Annotated in this window: 16 protein-coding genes; 15 read left to right on the forward strand and 1 reads right to left on the reverse strand. The window is 73.2% G+C overall.

Features of this window, described 5'->3' with window-relative positions; translation table 11 throughout:
- The first annotated feature begins 32 nt into the window (after nucleotides 1-32).
- The 7 genes from ACIQGZ_RS10210 to nusB all read left to right on the forward strand — a co-directional run bounded on the left by ACIQGZ_RS10210 (nucleotide 33) and on the right by nusB (nucleotide 5353).
- Nucleotides 33-515 (forward strand): shikimate kinase, encoded by a 483-nt coding sequence (locus ACIQGZ_RS10210; RefSeq protein WP_402600756.1) that lies wholly within the window; start codon nucleotides 33-35, stop codon nucleotides 513-515.
- Complete coding sequence (aroB, locus tag ACIQGZ_RS10215) at nucleotides 512-1633, forward strand: 3-dehydroquinate synthase (RefSeq protein ID WP_402600637.1); 1122 nt, start codon at nucleotides 512-514, stop codon at nucleotides 1631-1633. The genes ACIQGZ_RS10210 and aroB overlap by 4 nt, the downstream gene beginning before the upstream one ends.
- On the forward strand, nucleotides 1630-2070 hold the full coding sequence (gene aroQ, locus ACIQGZ_RS10220; protein WP_402600638.1) for a type II 3-dehydroquinate dehydratase: 441 nt from the start codon (nucleotides 1630-1632) through the stop codon (nucleotides 2068-2070). Before aroB ends, aroQ begins: the two co-directional genes overlap by 4 nt.
- A gap of 65 nt (nucleotides 2071-2135) precedes the next feature.
- The gene (locus ACIQGZ_RS10225) at nucleotides 2136-3092 is read left to right on the forward strand and encodes an AAA family ATPase (RefSeq protein WP_402600640.1); all 957 of its coding nucleotides are present in this window, start codon (nucleotides 2136-2138) and stop codon (nucleotides 3090-3092) included.
- A gap of 75 nt (nucleotides 3093-3167) precedes the next feature.
- Entirely contained in the window at nucleotides 3168-4277 is a 1110-nt protein-coding gene (locus tag ACIQGZ_RS10230) for a M24 family metallopeptidase (RefSeq protein WP_402600641.1), read from the forward strand.
- Between the two features lie 69 nt (nucleotides 4278-4346).
- On the forward strand, nucleotides 4347-4913 hold the full coding sequence (gene efp, locus ACIQGZ_RS10235; protein WP_402600643.1) for an elongation factor P: 567 nt from the start codon (nucleotides 4347-4349) through the stop codon (nucleotides 4911-4913).
- A gap of 2 nt (nucleotides 4914-4915) precedes the next feature.
- Nucleotides 4916-5353, forward strand: a complete 438-nt coding sequence (gene nusB, locus ACIQGZ_RS10240; protein ID WP_402600644.1) for a transcription antitermination factor NusB — start codon at nucleotides 4916-4918, stop codon at nucleotides 5351-5353.
- A gap of 172 nt (nucleotides 5354-5525) precedes the next feature.
- Here the strand turns inward: nusB and ACIQGZ_RS10245 are convergent, their stop codons facing one another.
- Nucleotides 5526-6029, reverse strand: coding sequence for a transcriptional regulator (locus ACIQGZ_RS10245; protein WP_402600645.1), 504 nt, complete (start codon nucleotides 6027-6029; stop codon nucleotides 5526-5528).
- A 360-nt stretch (nucleotides 6030-6389) separates the two neighbouring features.
- On the opposite strand from ACIQGZ_RS10245, the gene pyrR reads away from it, so the two are divergent.
- From pyrR to pyrF, 8 genes are all read left to right on the forward strand, one after another.
- Nucleotides 6390-7043, forward strand: coding sequence for a bifunctional pyr operon transcriptional regulator/uracil phosphoribosyltransferase PyrR (gene pyrR / locus ACIQGZ_RS10250; protein WP_402600646.1), 654 nt, complete (start codon nucleotides 6390-6392; stop codon nucleotides 7041-7043).
- A gap of 6 nt (nucleotides 7044-7049) precedes the next feature.
- A complete protein-coding gene (locus ACIQGZ_RS10255) occupies nucleotides 7050-8045 on the forward strand; it encodes an aspartate carbamoyltransferase catalytic subunit (RefSeq protein ID WP_402600647.1) in 996 nt (331 codons plus the stop codon).
- Nucleotides 8042-9355, forward strand: coding sequence for a dihydroorotase (locus tag ACIQGZ_RS10260; protein WP_402600649.1), 1314 nt, complete (start codon nucleotides 8042-8044; stop codon nucleotides 9353-9355). Before ACIQGZ_RS10255 ends, ACIQGZ_RS10260 begins: the two co-directional genes overlap by 4 nt.
- Nucleotides 9352-9933 (forward strand): hypothetical protein, encoded by a 582-nt coding sequence (locus ACIQGZ_RS10265; RefSeq protein WP_402600650.1) that lies wholly within the window; start codon nucleotides 9352-9354, stop codon nucleotides 9931-9933. The genes ACIQGZ_RS10260 and ACIQGZ_RS10265 overlap by 4 nt, the downstream gene beginning before the upstream one ends.
- Nucleotides 9930-11120 carry a glutamine-hydrolyzing carbamoyl-phosphate synthase small subunit gene (carA, locus tag ACIQGZ_RS10270; RefSeq protein WP_402600651.1) on the forward strand — a complete coding sequence of 397 codons (1191 nt, stop codon included), beginning with the start codon at nucleotides 9930-9932 and terminating at the stop codon, nucleotides 11118-11120. Before ACIQGZ_RS10265 ends, carA begins: the two co-directional genes overlap by 4 nt.
- Nucleotides 11113-14427, forward strand: coding sequence for a carbamoyl-phosphate synthase large subunit (gene carB / locus ACIQGZ_RS10275; RefSeq protein ID WP_402600653.1), 3315 nt, complete (start codon nucleotides 11113-11115; stop codon nucleotides 14425-14427). Before carA ends, carB begins: the two co-directional genes overlap by 8 nt.
- Nucleotides 14428-14503: 76 nt before the next feature.
- Nucleotides 14504-15700: a quinone-dependent dihydroorotate dehydrogenase gene (locus ACIQGZ_RS10280; protein WP_402600654.1), complete on the forward strand. Its 1197-nt coding sequence runs from the start codon at nucleotides 14504-14506 to the stop codon at nucleotides 15698-15700.
- 8 nt (nucleotides 15701-15708) lie between these two features.
- Nucleotides 15709-16431, forward strand: a complete 723-nt coding sequence (gene pyrF, locus ACIQGZ_RS10285) for an orotidine-5'-phosphate decarboxylase (protein WP_402600656.1) — start codon at nucleotides 15709-15711, stop codon at nucleotides 16429-16431.
- Nucleotides 16432-16464 lie beyond the last annotated feature (33 nt).

Below are 16464 nucleotides of genomic sequence, written 5' to 3' on the forward strand. Positions count from 1 at the left end.
GCAGCACCCCGCTGGTGGTGCTCGTGGGCCCGATGGGGGCCGGCAAGACCACCGTGGGCCGACTGCTCGCCCAACGCCTCGGCGTGGTCTTCCGGGACACCGACGAGGACATCGAGCGCAGCGCGGGCCGCCCGATCTCCGAGATCTTCGTGGACGAGGGCGAGGAGGGCTTCCGGGCCCTGGAGCGGGCGGCCGTGCGGGCCGCCCTCTCCGGGCACCCCGGCGTCCTCGCCCTCGGCGGCGGCGCGATCCTGGACCCGGGCACCCGGGCCCTGCTCACCGAGCACCCGGTGGCCTTCCTGGACGTCGGCGTGCACGACGGCGTCAAGCGGGTCGGGCTGGACGCGCCCCGCCCGCTGCTGGCGGTCAACCCCCGGGCCCGCTGGCGCGAGCTGATGGAGGCCCGCCGCCCGCTCTACCTGGAGGTGGCCCGCGCGGTCGTCCTCACCGACGGCCGCGACCCCGGCGAGGTGGCCGCAGCCGTCCTCGAAGCACTGGAGCTGATGACCGCATGACCGACACCGACACCGCCACCGGCGGCACCCAGGCCGCCCCCGTCCGCATCCCGGTCGGCGGCGACGCCGGACACCAGCCGTACGAGGTGCTGGTCGGCCGGCATCTGCTGGGCGAGCTGCCCGCGCTGATCGGCACCCGCGCCCGCCGGGTCGCGGTGATCCACCCGGAGGCGCTCTCCGCCACCGGCGAGGCGATCCGCGAGGACCTGGCCGCGCAGGGCTACGAGGCCATCGCGCTCCAGGTGCCCAACGCGGAGGAGGCCAAGAGCGCCGAGGTGGCCGCGTACTGCTGGTCGGTGCTCGGCCAGACCGGCTTCACCCGCAGCGATGTGGTGGTCGGCGTCGGTGGTGGCGCCACCACCGACCTGGCCGGCTTCGTCGCGGCCAGCTGGCTGCGCGGGGTGCGCTGGATCTCCATGCCGACCACCCTGCTCGGCATGGTGGACGCGGCGGTCGGCGGCAAGACCGGCATCAACATCGCGGAGGGCAAGAACCTGGTCGGCGCCTTCCACCCGCCGGCCGGGGTGCTCGCGGACCTGGCGGCGCTGGAGACCGTGCCGCGCCACGACTACGTCTCCGGACTGGCCGAGGTGATCAAGGCCGGCTTCATCGCCGACCCGGTGATCCTGGACCTGGTGGAGGCCGACCCCGAGGGCGCCACCGGCCCGGGTGGGCCGCACACCCTGGAGCTGATCGAGCGCTCCATCCGGGTGAAGGCCGAGGTGGTCTCCGGCGACCTCAAGGAGTCCGGCCGCCGCGAGATCCTCAACTACGGCCACACCCTGGGCCACGCCATCGAGCGCAATGAGCGCTACAAGTGGCGCCACGGCGCCGCCGTCTCGGTCGGCATGGTCTTCGCCGCCGAGCTGGGCCGGCTCGCCGGCCGGCTGGACGACGCCACCGCCGACCGGCACCGCACCGTGCTGGCCTCGGTCGGCCTGCCGCTCAGCTACCGGGCGGACGCCTGGCCGCGACTGCTCGACGCGATGAAGATCGACAAGAAGTCGCGCGCCGACCTGCTGCGCTTCATCGTGCTGGACGGCCTCGGCAAGCCCGCCGTGCTGGAGGCCCCCGACCCGTCGCTGCTGGCCGCCGCGTACGCGGAGGTGGCCGGATGACCCGCGTCCTGGTGCTCAACGGCCCCAACCTCGGCCGGCTCGGCAGCCGCGAGCCCGATGTGTACGGCAGCACCAGCTACGCCGGGCTGGTCGAGCGCTGCACCGCGCTTGGCAAGGAGCTGGGGCTGGAGGTCGAGGTCCGGGAGACCAACGACGAGGGCGAGATGATCCGCTGGCTGCACGAGGCCGCCGACGGCCGCATCCCGGTGGTCCTCAACCCCGCCGCCTTCACCCACTACTCGTACGGCATGCGGGACGCGGCGGCGCAGCGCACCGCGCCGCTGATCGAGGTGCACATCTCCAACCCGTACACCCGGGAGGAGTTCCGGCACCTCTCGGTGATCGCCGGGATCGCCTCCGGCACCATCGCGGGCTTCGGCCTGGGCTCCTATGAGCTGGCGCTGCGGGCGCTGGCCGAGCAGTCGGCCGGCGGCTGAGCCGTCGTCAACACGCGGGCGGCCGGCCCGGTGGCGGTCTGTGCCCGCCGCCGGGCCGCCGTGTATTGTCCGCGCCGGAGGTGTTCGTGACGCAGCACGCCGGGGGAGCACCACCGCCCCCCCATCCGCCCACGCCGTACGGGACGGGACCGCAGGGCCCACCGCCCCAGCCGCCGGGCTGGCCCGCCCCGCACCACCAGCCCCACCCGCAGCACCAGCAGCCCCACCAGCACCCGCACCCCCAGCACTCCGGCCACCACCCCGCCGTGCCGCCGCCGCCCCAGACGCCCCCGAGCCCCGTCCCGCCGAGCCCTGTGCCGCCGAGCCCCGTGCCGCCGAGCCCGGCGCAGCCCCCGGTGCCCGCACACGCCCCGGCCCCGCCCGGCGCCACCGGCCACTTCCCGCTGCCGCCCGGCACCGCCGCCCAGCTCCCCCCGGCGGGCCCGCCGCACCCGGCCGCCCCACCCGGGCCGATCGCGGTGCTGCTGATCGGCCCGGCCGGCGCGGGCAAGACCACCGTGGCCCGGCACTGGGCCGGACTGCGCCCCACCCCCACCGCCCACATCAGCCTGGACGACGTCCGCGAGTGGGTGCGGGCGGGCTTCGCCAACCCGCAGTCCGGCTGGAACGACAACTCCGAGGCGCAGTACCGCCTGGCCCGCCGCACCTGCGGCTTCGCCTGCCGCAACTACCTGGCCAACGGCATCTCCTGCGTCATCGACGACGCGGTCTTCCCCGACCGCCCGGCCATCGGCCTGGGCGGTTGGAAGCGCCACATCGGCCCCGGCATGATCCCGGTGGTGCTGCTGCCCGGTCTGGAGTCGGTGCTGGCCCGCAACGCCCGGCGCAGCGGCACCCGCCGGCTGGCCGACGAGGAGGTCGCCCGCATCCACGGCCGGATGGCCGGCTGGTACAACTCCGGGCTGCCGATCATCGACAACAGCCGGCTGGACGTCCCGGCCACCGCCGCCGAACTGGACCGGGTGATCACCGCCCGGTTGACGGGCCACCCGCACCGCTGAGCCCCGGCCTGCGGGTTTCCCCGGTCCGGCGCACCACCACAGGCCGTACCGGCTGAACACACGTACGCTGCCAGCATGGCCGATGTGCACACAGCCCGCCGCGAGCGCCTACGGGAGCGGTGCGGGGCCCTGGGGGCGGACGCCGCGCTGGTGACGCGCCCGGCGAATGTGCGGTATCTGACCGGCGCCGAACCGGACGGGTCGGCGCTGCTGCTCACCCGGGACCGGGCCGTGCTCGCCGTCCCCGAGGAGCCCCTGCCGGACGCCGCCGAGCAGCTGCTCCAGCAGCCCGACGAGGTCCAGCGGCTGGAGGTCCCCCCGGGCGCCGACCCGGCCGTGGCCGCCGCGTCCACCGCCGCCCGGCACCGGGTCGAGGTGCTGGCGATGGAGGAGCACGAGCTGACCGTGGCCCGCCACCGGGCGGTGGTCGAGGCGGCCGCCCCGGCGCGCCCCGCCGACCTGGACCGCGCCGTGGAGCAGCTGCGGCTGGTCAAGGACGAGGAGGAGATCACCGGGCTGCGGATCTCCGCCGAGATCGCGGACCAGGCCCTCGGCGAGCTGCTGGAGTCCATCCTGGTGGGCCGCACCGAGCGGCACCTGGCGATGGAGCTGGAGCGCCGGATGGTCGACCACGGCGCCGACTGCGCCGCGTACCCGGTCTCCATCGCCACCGGCAGCCACGCCGGTCTGGTCGGGCATGTGCCGACCGACCGCCGGGTGGAGGAGGGCGACTTCCTCACCGTGGCGCTGGGCGCCCGCTACCGGGGCTACGGCGCCTCGGTCGCCCGTACCTTTGTGATCGGCACCGCTCCGGCGCAGTGGCAGATCGACCTGCACGCCGTGGTCTTCGCCGCCCAGCGGGCCGGCCGGGAGGCCCTGCAACCGGGCACGCCCTGCGGCGAGGCGGACCGCGCGGTGCGGGAGGTGCTCCAGTCGGCGGGGTACGCGGAGGGCCCGCCGAGGCCGGTCGGACACGGCATCGGGCTGGAGATCGAGGAGGAGCCGCGCCTGGGACCCGGCGACATGGGTAAACTGGATGCTCGTGTGCCGGTCACCGTCGGCCCAGGGGTCCACCTCCCGGGTCGCGGCGGGGTCCGGATCGAGGACACGCTCGTCGTCCGCCCCCTGGGGGAGGGCGGTCCCGAGCTGCTCACCATCACCACCAAGGAGCTCCTCGCCCTGTGACCCCTCCGGGGGAGGCAGGCCGCACATCCCTTGGTTCCTTGACAGCTATATGCAGGAGTTAGTGCGACCGTGGCGACCACGAACGACCTCAAGAACGGCATGGTGCTCAAGCTCGACAACGGCCAGCTCTGGTCCGTCGTAGAGTTCCAGCACGTCAAGCCCGGCAAGGGCGGCGCCTTCGTCCGCACCAAGCTCAAGCACGTGCTCTCCGGCAAGGTCGTCGACAAGACCTTCAACGCCGGTACCAAGGTCGAGACCGCCACCGTGGACAAGCGCGGTATGCAGTTCTCGTACAAGGACGGCTCGGACTTCGTGTTCATGGACACGGACACCTTCGAGCAGCTGCCGATCAGCCCCGAGGTGGTCGGTGACGCCGCCAACTACCTGCTGGAGGGCTTCGAGGCCGTCGTCGCCATCTACGAGGGCGCGGCGCTGTACGTAGAGCTGCCGGCCTCCGTCGAGCTGGTCATCGAGTACACCGAGCCCGGTGTGCAGGGCGACCGCTCCACCGGCGGCACCAAGCCGGCCCGCCTGGAGACCGGCTACGAGATCGGGGTGCCGCTCTTCATCACCACCGGTGAGAAGGTCAAGGTCGACACCCGCGACGGCAGCTACCTCGGCCGGGTGAACAGCTAACCGTGTCCGCAGCACGCACCAAGGCCCGCCAGCGCGCCTTCCAGATCCTCTTCGAGGCCGACCACCGGGGTGTCGACCCGCTGGGCGTCCTCGCCGACTGGGTGCGCCGTGCGAACGAGCCCAAGCCGGACGAGGGCGTCCCGCAGGTGGGCGAGTACACGATGCAGCTGGTCGAGGGGGTCGTGGAGCACGCGCCCCGGATCGACGAGCTGATCGCCACCTACGCGGTGGGCTGGACGCTGGACCGGATGCCCATCGCCGACCGCAACATCCTGCGACTCGGCGCCTACGAGCTGCTCTGGGAGGACGGCGTCCCCGACGCCGTCGTGCTGGACGAGGCCGTGGAGATCGCCAAGGAGTTCTCGACCGACGACTCCCCGGCCTTCGTCAACGGGCTGCTGGGCCGGCTCAAGGAGCTCAAGCCGTCGCTGCGCCGCTGACCGGCGGCGCGAGACGCGCACCGGGCCCGCCGCGCGCCCCCTGGACCGGGGGACGCGCGGCGGGCCCTCGTCGTGCCCGCGCGGCCCGCTGCGGATACGCGGACGGCCGGGTCGGCCCACAGCGCTGCTGCGGGCCGACCCGGCCGTCTGGGTGCCCCTGGGGGCGCCGGCGTCAGGCGGACTCGTCCTCGCGGACGGCACGGCGCGCGTCCGGGTTGAGCACGCCCCAGCTGATCAGCTGCTCCGTCAGGATCGACGGGGACTGGTCGTAGATCACGGCGAGGGTGCGCAGGTCGTCCTGGCGGATCGAGAGCACCTTGCCGTTGTAGTCGCCGCGCTGGCTCTGGATGGTCGCCGCGTAGCGCTGGAGCGGCCCGGCCTTCTCGGACGGGACCTGGACCAGGCGCTCGAGGTCGAGCACCAGCCGAGGCGGCGGCTCGGCGGCGCCGCCGGGGGTGCTGCCGGGCAGCAGCTCCTGCACCGGCACGCCGTAGAACTCTGCGAGTTCGGCCAGGCGCTGCACGGTGACGGCACGGTCGCCGCGCTCGTACGACCCGACCACCACGGCCTTCCAGCGCCCCTGGGACTTCTCCTCGACACCGTGCAGGGAGAGACCCTGCTGGGTGCGGATGGCGCGGAGCTTGCCCCCGAGCTGTTTCGCGTAGTCGCTGGACATTGGTCTCCCCGGACGAGATAGCGAGATGGTGACTGACCGGCACGGCTGGCCTGTTCGACGTCCGGTCCGTAACTCACTGTGAGGTTACGCAGAGTAATAAGCGTTCGTCAAGCCGAATGGGGCAGCCGTGCGAATAGCCGGCGGCGAACCCGTGCCGCACCGCCCCGAACCCCGCCTGAGCTGCGGCTTCGCCCAGCCGGGCCAGGCCCGCGCGGGCATCGGAAGATCCCACTGGTAGGGTTGGTACCGGCCCTGCCCCGCAGTACCGGCGGGCCCTCCCTTTGATTGTCCGCACCACCCGACACACCCGACATCCTTTAAGGCCCGTCCCGTGAGGCGGGGAAGGAGGTCCGCTTCGGCATGACCGAATCCCACGACCAGGGGTCCGCACTGCGCGCCCCGCACCAGGTCCTCGACGAGTCCGACATCACCCGGGTGATCACCCGCATCGCGCACGAGATCGTCGAACGCGCCAAGGGCGCCGAGGACGTCGTCCTGCTCGGCATCCACACCCGGGGCGTCCACCTGGCCCGCCGACTGCGCGCCAAGCTCGCCGCCATCACCGGCCGCGACATCCCGCTCGGCACCCTGGACATCACCATGTACCGGGACGACCTGCGCCTCAAGCCCGCTCGGGCGCTGGAGCACACCGAGATCCCGCCCGGCGGCATCGACGGCCGGCTCGTCGTCCTGGTGGACGATGTGCTCTTCTCCGGCCGGACCATCCGCGCCGCCCTGGACGCGCTCAACGACATCGGCCGGCCCCGCGCCGTACAGCTCGCCGTCCTGGTCGACCGCGGCCACCGCGAGCTGCCGATCCGCGCCGACTACGTGGGCAAGAACCTGCCCACCTCCCTGCGCGAGGCCGTCAAGGTCCAGCTGGCCGAGACCGACGGCGGCGACGCCGTGCTGGTCGGGGACCGCGACTACGCGGCCCGCTCCTCCCAGGCGCTGGTCGCCGAGGACGGCGCCACCGATGCCGAGCAGCAGTCCGCACCGCACCTCCCGGAGTAAAACCGCGTGAAGCGCCACCTCGTCTCCGCCTCCGACCTCACCCACGACGACGCGCTGCTCATCCTCGACACCGCCGAGGAGATGGCCCAGGTCTCCTCCCGGGCCGTCAAGAAGCTGCCGACCCTGCGCGGCCGCACCGTCGTCAACCTCTTCTTCGAAGACTCCACCCGCACCCGCACCTCCTTCGAGGTCGCGGAGAAGCGGCTCTCCGCCGATGTCATCAACTTCTCCGCCAAGGGCTCCTCGGTCTCCAAGGGCGAGTCCCTCAAGGACACCGCGCTGACCCTCCAGGCGATGGGCGCCGACGCCGTCGTCATCCGGCACAGCGCCTCCGGCGCCCCGCTGCGGCTGGCGCGTTCCGACTGGCTGCACGGCAGCGTCATCAACGCCGGCGACGGCACCCACGAGCACCCCACCCAGGCGCTGCTCGACGCCTTCACCATGCGCCGCCACCTCGCCCCCGGCCTCGGCCGCGACCTGTCGGGCCGCCGGATCACCATGGTCGGGGACATCCTGCACAGCCGGGTCGCCCGCTCCAATGTGCTGCTGCTCAGCACGCTGGGCGCCCAGGTCACCCTGGTCGCCCCGCCGACCCTGGTCCCGATCGGGGTGGAGAGCTGGCCCTGCGAGGTCTCCTACGACCTGGACGCGGTGCTGCCCAAGTCCGACGCGGTGATGATGCTCCGCGTCCAGCGCGAGCGGATGAACGCCGCCTTCTTCCCCACCGAGCGCGAGTACTCCCGCCGCTACGGACTGGACGGGCTGCGGATGGCCGCGCTCCCCGAGCACGCCATCGTGATGCACCCCGGGCCGATGGTCCGTGGCATGGAGATCACCGCCGAGGTCGCGGACTCGCCCCGCTGCACCGTGGTCGAGCAGGTCGCCAACGGTGTCAGCGTCCGGATGGCCGTCCTGTACCTGCTGCTCGGCGGCGCCACCCTCGCAGACCACCCGATCCGCACCGACGCCAGCGGCGCCGCCGCCGAGGAGAGCACCTCGTGACCAGCCACCTCATCAAGAACGCGAGCGTCCTCGGCGGCGCCCCGCAGGACGTCCGGGTCGCGGACGGCCTGATCCAGGAGGTCGGCACCGGCCTCACCGGCGCCGACACCGAGACCGACGCCACCGGCCTGGTCCTGCTGCCCGGCCTGGTCGACCTGCACACCCACCTGCGCGAGCCCGGCCGCGAGGACGCCGAGACCGTCCTCACCGGCACCCGGGCCGCCGCCCGCGGCGGCTTCACCGCCGTGCACGCCATGGCCAACACCTTCCCCGTCGCCGACACCGCCGGCGTGGTCGAGCAGGTCTGGCGGCTCGGCCGCGCCTCCGGCTACTGCGACGTACAGCCGGTCGGCGCCGTCACCATCGGCCTGGCGGGCAAGCAGCTCGCGGAGCTGGGCGCCATGCACGACTCGGCGGCCGGGGTCCGGGTCTTCTCCGACGACGGCAAGTGCGTCGACGACGCGGTGATCATGCGCCGCGCGCTGGAGTACGTGAAGGCGTTCGACGGCGTGATCGCCCAGCACGCCCAGGAGCCCCGGCTGACCGAGGGCGCCCAGATGAACGAGGGCACCGTCTCCGGCGAACTCGGCCTGGCCGGCTGGCCCGCCGTCGCGGAGGAGGCGATCATCGCCCGCGATGTGCTGCTCGCCGCGCACGTCGGCTCCCGGCTGCACGTCTGCCATGTCTCCACCGCCGGCTCGGTGGAGATCATCCGCTGGGCCAAGGCCAAGGGCTGGCGCGTCACCGCCGAGGTCACCCCGCACCACCTGCTGCTCACCGACGAGCTGGTCCGCTCCTACGACCCGGTGTACAAGGTCAACCCGCCGCTGCGCACCGAGGCCGATGTGCTGGCGCTGCGCGAGGCGCTGGCGGACGGCACCATCGACGCCGTCGCCACCGACCACGCCCCGCACCCGGCCGAGGACAAGGACTGCGAGTGGGCGGTGGCGGCCATGGGCATGGTCGGCCTGGAGACCGCGCTCTCCGTCGTCCAGCACGCCATGGTCGACACCGGCCTGATGGACTGGGCGGGCGTCGCCGACCGGATGTCCTTCCGCCCGGCCCGGATCGGCCGGCTGGCCGGACACGGCCGCCCCGTCTCGCCGGGTGAACCGGCCAACCTGGTGCTCGTCGATCCCGCGTACCGTGGAACGGTGATCCCCGACGCCTTCGCCACCCGCAGCCGCAACACCCCCTACCGGGGCCTCGACCTGCCCGGACGGGTCCGCGCCACCTACCTGCGCGGCGTGCCGACCCTGCTCGACGGGCAGCTGGCCGCCCCGGAGGCCGTCGCCGGAGCCACCGCGTGACCGGCGCCCTGCTCCTGCTCGCCGCACCGCCGCACTCCGCACCGGTCCGGCACTGGAACGACTACCTCGGCTGGAGCGCCGGACTGGTCCTGGTCGTCCTGCTGGTCTACTGGCTGATGCGCCAGGGCTGGAAGTGGCGCTCCACCCTCCAGTCCGACCTGCCGCCGCTGCCCGAGCCGCCCGAGGACCCCGGCCCGGCCCTGCGCACCGGCACCGGCCGCTACCACGGCACCACCACCGCCGGGGAGTGGCTCGATCGGATCGTCGCCCACGGCCTGGGCGCCCGCAGCCTGGCCGAGCTGACGCTCACCCCACGCGGACTGCTGGTCCGCCGCCCCGGCAGCGACGACCTGTGGATTCCGGCCGAGGCCCTGGTCGGGGCCCGTACCGACTCCGGGATCGCCGGCAAGGTCGTCCCCTCCGGCCTGCTGGTGGTCACCTGGCTGCTCGGCGACCGGCAGCTCGACTCCGGCTTCCGCGCCGACCAGCCCGACCAGCATCCCGCGTGGGTGGCGGAGATCGACCGCATCGCCGCCGCCCCCGCCGCAGCACGCAACACGACGGAAGGCACCTCATGACCGCACCGGCCCCCACCACGACGACGCGGCTCCGCGCCGTGAGCCGGGAACGCGTCCCCGCGGTCCTGGTCCTTGAGGACGGCCGCGTCTTCCGCGGTCAGGCATACGGAGCGGTCGGCGAGACCTTCGGCGAAGCGGTCTTCAACACCGGCATGACCGGCTACCAGGAGACCCTGACCGACCCGTCCTACCACCGGCAGGTGGTCGTGATGACCGCCCCGCAGATCGGCAACACCGGCGTCAACGACGAGGACCTGGAGTCCCGGCGGATCTGGGTGGCCGGCTTCGTGGTCCGCGACCCCGCCCGCGTCCCGTCCAACTGGCGCTCGGTGCGCTCGCTGGACGAGGAGCTGGTCCGGCAGGGTGTCGTCGGCATCAGCGGCATCGACACCCGGGCGCTCACCCGGCACCTGCGCGAGCGCGGCGCCATGCGGGTCGGCGTCTTCTCCGGCCCCGCGCTGGCCGACGAGGCGGAGCTGCTCGCCCGGGTCCGCACCGCCCCCGAGATGGCCGGCGCCGACCTCTCCGCCGAGGTCGCCACCGTCGAGCCGTACGTGGTCCCGGCCGTGGGGCCCGGCGGCGAAGCCCTGCCCGTCGGCAGCGCGCGGTTCACCGTCGCCGCCCTCGACCTGGGCATCAAGGCGATGACCCCGCAGCGGATGGCTGAGCGCGGCATCGAGGTGCACGTGCTGCCCGCCACCGCCACCCTGGACGACGTCTACGCCGTCAACCCGGACGGCGTCTTCCTCTCCAACGGCCCCGGCGACCCCGCCACCGCCGACCTCACCGTGATCCAGGGCGTCCTGGAGCGCCGGACCCCGCTGTTCGGCATCTGCTTCGGCAACCAGCTGCTGGGCCGCGCGGTCGGCTTCGGCACCTACAAGCTCAAGTACGGCCACCGGGGCATCAACCAGCCGGTGCAGGACCGCACCACCGGCAAGGTCGAGGTCACCGCGCACAACCACGGCTTCGCCGTCGACGCCCCGCTGGACCGGGTCAGCGACACCCCGTATGGCCGGGTCGAGGTCTCCCACGTCTGCCTGAACGACGACGTGGTGGAGGGACTGCGGCTGCTCGACACGCCCGCCTTCAGCGTCCAGTACCACCCCGAAGCGGCAGCCGGCCCGCACGACGCCGCCTACCTGTTCGACCGCTTCGTTGAGCTCATGGAGGGCCAGCGTGCCTAAGCGCACCGACATCCAGTCCGTCCTGGTCATCGGCTCCGGCCCGATCGTCATCGGCCAGGCGGCCGAGTTCGACTACTCCGGTACCCAGGCGTGCCGCGTGCTCAAGGCCGAGGGCCTGCGCGTCATCCTGGTGAACTCCAACCCGGCGACCATCATGACCGACCCGGAGATCGCCGACGCGACCTACGTCGAGCCGATCACCCCCGAGTTCGTCGAGAAGATTATCGCCAAGGAGCGCCCGGACGCGCTGCTGCCCACCCTCGGCGGCCAGACCGCGCTCAACGCCGCCGTCTCGCTGGCCAAGAGCGGCGTCCTCGACAAGTACGGCGTGGAGCTGATCGGCGCCAACATCGAGGCCATCGAGAAGGGCGAGGACCGCGACCGCTTCAAGACCGTCGTGGAGGCCGTCAAGGCCAAGATCGGCCATGGTGAGTCCGCCCGCTCGGTGATCTGCCACACCATGGACGAGATCCTGGCCGGCGTGGAGACCCTCGGCGGCTACCCGGTCGTCGTCCGCCCCTCCTTCACCATGGGCGGCGCCGGCTCCGGCTTCGCCCACGACGAGCAGGAGCTGCGCCGCATCGCCGGCCAGGGGCTCGCGCTCTCCCCGACCACCGAGGTGCTCCTGGAGGAGTCCATCCTCGGCTGGAAGGAGTACGAGCTGGAGCTGATGCGCGACAAGCACGACAACGTCGTGGTCGTCTGCTCCATCGAGAACTTCGACCCGATGGGCGTCCACACCGGCGACTCCATCACCGTCGCCCCCGCCATGACGCTCACCGACCGCGAGTACCAGGTGCTGCGCGACATCGGCATCGCGGTCATCCGCGAGGTCGGCGTGGACACCGGCGGCTGCAACATCCAGTTCGCGGTGGACCCCGAGGACGGCCGGGTCATCGTCATCGAGATGAACCCCCGGGTCTCCCGCTCCTCGGCGCTGGCCTCCAAGGCCACCGGCTTCCCGATCGCCAAGATCGCCGCCAAGCTCGCCGTCGGCTACACCCTGGACGAGATCCCCAACGACATCACCGAGCAGACCCCGGCGTCCTTCGAGCCCACGCTCGACTACGTCGTGGTCAAGGTGCCCCGCTTCGCCTTCGAGAAGTTCCCCTCCGCCGACGCCACCCTCACCACCACCATGAAGTCGGTGGGCGAGGCCATGGCGCTGGGCCGCAACTTCCCCGAGGCGCTCAACAAGGCGCTGCGCTCGCTGGAGAAGAAGGGCTCCCAGTTCAGCTGGATCGGCGAGCCCGGCGACAAGGACGACCTGCTGCGCACCGCGCAGACCCCGACCGACGGCCGGATCAACACGGTGATGCAGGCCATCCGGGCCGGCGCCACCCAGCAGGAGGTCTTCGACGCCACCCGGATCGACCCGTGGTTCGTCGACCAGCTCTTCCTGCTGGACGAGATCGCCGCCGAGCTGGCCGAGGCCGAGAAGCTCACCCCGGAGCTGCTGCGGCACGCCAAGCGGCACGGCTTCTCCGACCAGCAGATCGGTGAGATCCGGGGGCTGAAGCCCGATGTGGTCCGCGAGGTGCGGCACGCGCTGGGCATCCGGCCGGTGTACAAGACGGTGGACACCTGCGCCGCCGAGTTCGCCGCCCGCACCCCGTACTTCTACTCCTCGTACGACGAGGAGAGCGAGGTCGCGCCGCGCACCAAGCCCGCCGTGATCATCCTCGGCTCCGGCCCCAACCGGATCGGCCAGGGCATCGAGTTCGACTACTCCTGCGTGCACGCCTCCTTCGCCCTCTCCGACGCGGGCTACGAGACCGTGATGGTCAACTGCAACCCGGAGACCGTCTCCACCGACTACGACACCTCCGACCGGCTCTACTTCGAGCCGCTCACCCTGGAGGACGTCCTGGAGATCGTCCACGCCGAGCAGCTGGCCGGCCCGCTGGCCGGCGTCATCGTCCAACTCGGCGGCCAGACCCCGCTGGGCCTGGCCCAGGCGCTCAAGGACAACGGCGTACCGGTCGTCGGCACCCCGCCGGAGGCCATCCACCTCGCGGAGGAGCGCGGCGCCTTCGGCCGGGTGCTGGCCGAGGCCGGGCTGCCCGCGCCCAAGCACGGCACCGCCTTCTCCTTCGCGGAGGCCAAGGCCATCGCGGACGAGATCGGCTACCCGGTGCTGGTGCGGCCCTCGTACGTGCTCGGCGGGCGCGGCATGGAGATCGTCTACGACGAGCCCTCGCTCGCCGCGTACCTGGAGCGCCACGCCGGGCTGATCTCCGAGCACCCGGTGCTGGTGGACCGGTTCCTGGACGACGCGGTGGAGATCGACGTCGACGCGCTCTACGACGGCACCGAGCTCTACCTCGGCGGCGTCATGGAGCACATCGAGGAGGCCGGCATCCACTCCGGCGACTCCGCCTGCACGCTGCCCCCGATCACCCTCGGCGGCCATGACATCAAGCGGCTGCGGACCTCCACCGAGGCCATCGCGCGCGGCGTCGGCGTACGCGGACTGATCAACATCCAGTTCGCGCTCTCCGGGGACATCCTCTACGTGCTGGAGGCCAACCCCCGCGCCTCCCGCACCGTGCCGTTCACCTCCAAGGCCACCGCCGTCCCGCTGGCCAAGGCCGCCGCCCGCATCTCGCTGGGCGCCACCGTCGCCCAGCTGCGCGCCGAGGGCATGCTGCCCGCCGAGGGCGACGGCGGCACCCTGCCGCTGGAGTGCCCGGTCTCCGTCAAGGAGGCCGTGATGCCCTGGAGCCGCTTCCGGGACGCGGCCGGGCGCGGCGTGGACACCGTGCTCGGCCCGGAGATGCGTTCCACCGGCGAGGTCATGGGCATCGACACGGTCTTCGGCACCGCGTACGCCAAGTCCCAGGCCGGGGCGTACGGCGCGCTGCCACTCAAGGGCCGGGTCTTCATCTCGGTCGCCAACCGGGACAAGCGCAACCTGGTCTTCCCCGCCCGCGCACTGGCCGAGCTGGGCTTCGAACTGCTCGCCACCTCCGGCACCGCCGAGGTGCTGCGCCGCAACGGCATCCCGTCCACCGTGGTGCGCAAGCACAGCGAGGGCGAGGGCGAGGGCGGCCAGAAGACCATCGTCCAGCTGATCCACGACGGCGGGGTCGACCTGATCATCAACACCCCGTTCGGCACCGGCGGCCGACTCGACGGCTATGAGATCCGCACCGCCGCCATCGCACGCGGTGTGCCCTGCCTGACCACGGTCCAGGCCATGGGCGCGGCCGTCCAGGGCATCGACGCGCTGATCCGGGGCGACGTGGGCGTCATGTCGCTCCAGGAGCACGCGACGCTGCTGACGGCCGCCCGGCAGAACCAGTAGCCGTACCTGTGGGGGGCACACCGTACGCGACGGGTGCCCCCCACAGCCATGTCCGACCCCCTGGAAGGCACCCCCCGTGTACCGCCTGCTCTTCGACCTGTTCTTCCGCCGCCTGGACCCGGAGAAGGCCCACCACCTGGCATTCGGCTGGATTCGGGCCGCCGCCGCCGTCCCCGGGCTGCGCGGCGCCGTCCGCCGGGTGCTCGCCGCGCCCGACCCCGCGCTGCGGACCCGGGCGCTCGGTCTCGACCTGCCGAGCCCCTTCGGCCTGGCCGCCGGCTTCGACAAGAACGCCGTCGGGATCGACGGCCTCGGCATGGTGGGTTTCGGCCATGTGGAGATCGGCACCGTCACCGGGCAGCCGCAGCCCGGCAACCCCGCGCCCCGGCTGTTCCGGCTGACGGCCGACCGCGCGCTGATCAACCGGATGGGCTTCAACAACGACGGCTCGGCCGCCGTCGCGGCCCGGTTGGCGGCCCGCCCGCGCCGCTCCACCACCGTCGTCGGCGTCAACATCGGCAAGACCAAGGTCGTCCCCGAGAGTGAAGCCGCCGCCGACTATGTGACCAGCACCGAGCGCCTCGCCCGCTACGCCGACTACCTGGTCGTCAACGTCAGCTCCCCCAACACACCCGGACTGCGCAACCTCCAGGCCGTCGACCAGCTCCGCCCGCTGCTCACCGCCGTCCGCGAGGCGGCCGACCGGTCCACCGACCGCCGCGTCCCGCTGCTGGTCAAGATCGCCCCGGACCTGGCGGACGACGACGTCGACGCCGTCGCCGACCTGGCGCTGGAACTCGGCCTGGACGGCATCATCGCCACCAACACCACCATCGGCCGCGAGGGCCTGCGCACCGACGCCGCCACCGTCGCGGCGGCCGGTGCCGGCGGACTGTCCGGCGCGCCGCTGCGGGAGCGCTCGCTGGCGGTGCTGCGCCGGCTGCGCGCCCGTACCGGCGACCGGCTGACCCTGGTCGCGGTCGGCGGCGTGGAGAGCGCGGACGACGCCTGGGAGCGCATCCTGGCGGGCGCCACGCTGGTCCAGGGCTACAGCGCCTTCATCTACCAGGGCCCGTTCTGGGCCCGGCGTATCCACCGGGGCCTGGCCGCCCGGCTGCGGGCCGGCGGCCACGCCACCCTGGCGGACGCGGTCGGCGCCGGGGTCGCCCCCGTACGCACCCCGGAGAACGAGACCCCGGAGAACGAGACCCCGGGCAACGACGCCCCGGGCAACGACACCCCAGGCAGCGACACCCCAGAGAACGACCAGTGAGGACCCCCGTGACCGCCACCCCCGCTCCCCTCGCCCCCGCCCCGATCGCCGTGGCCCTCGACGCGCCCGACCTGGCGACCGCCGTCGACTGGGCCGGGGCGGTGGGCCCGCATGTCTCCACCGTCAAGGTCGGCCTGGAGCTCTACCTCGCCCACGGCCGGGACGCGGTGCGCCGGGTGCGCGACGCCAGCGGCGGCCGGGACCTGTTCCTCGACCTCAAGCTGCACGACATCCCCAACACCGTGTTCGGGGCCGCCCGCTCGGTCGCGGACCTGGCCCCCGCCTACCTCACGGTGCACGCCTCCGGCGGCACCGACATGATCCGCGCCGCCGCCGAGGCGCTGCCGCAGACCAGGATCACCGCCGTCACCGTCCTCACCTCGATGTCCGAGCAGGACCTCGACGCCATCGGCCTGGCCGGCCCGGCGTTGGACGCGGTACGGCGGCTGGCCGTGCTCTCGGTCGAGGCCGGCGCGCGGGCGCTGGTGTGCTCGCCGCGTGAAGTCGCCGCCGTCCGCGCCGCCGTCGGCCCCGAGGTGCAGTTGATCACCCCCGGGGTGCGTCCGGCGGGTGCCGCGCTGGGCGACCAGACCCGGGTGGCCACCCCGGAGCAGGCACTGGCCGACGGCGCGGACCTGCTGGTCATCGGCCGTCCGATCACCGGAGCCACCGACCCGGGCGCGGCCGCCGGGGCCATCGCGGCGGCGCTGCGCGGCCCCGTGCAGCACTGACGGCGGAGGGTGACCGCCGTCACATCACGGGCT

This window comes from Streptomyces sp. NPDC092296 (assembly GCF_044755465.1).
GTDB lineage: Bacteria > Actinomycetota > Actinomycetes > Streptomycetales > Streptomycetaceae > Peterkaempfera.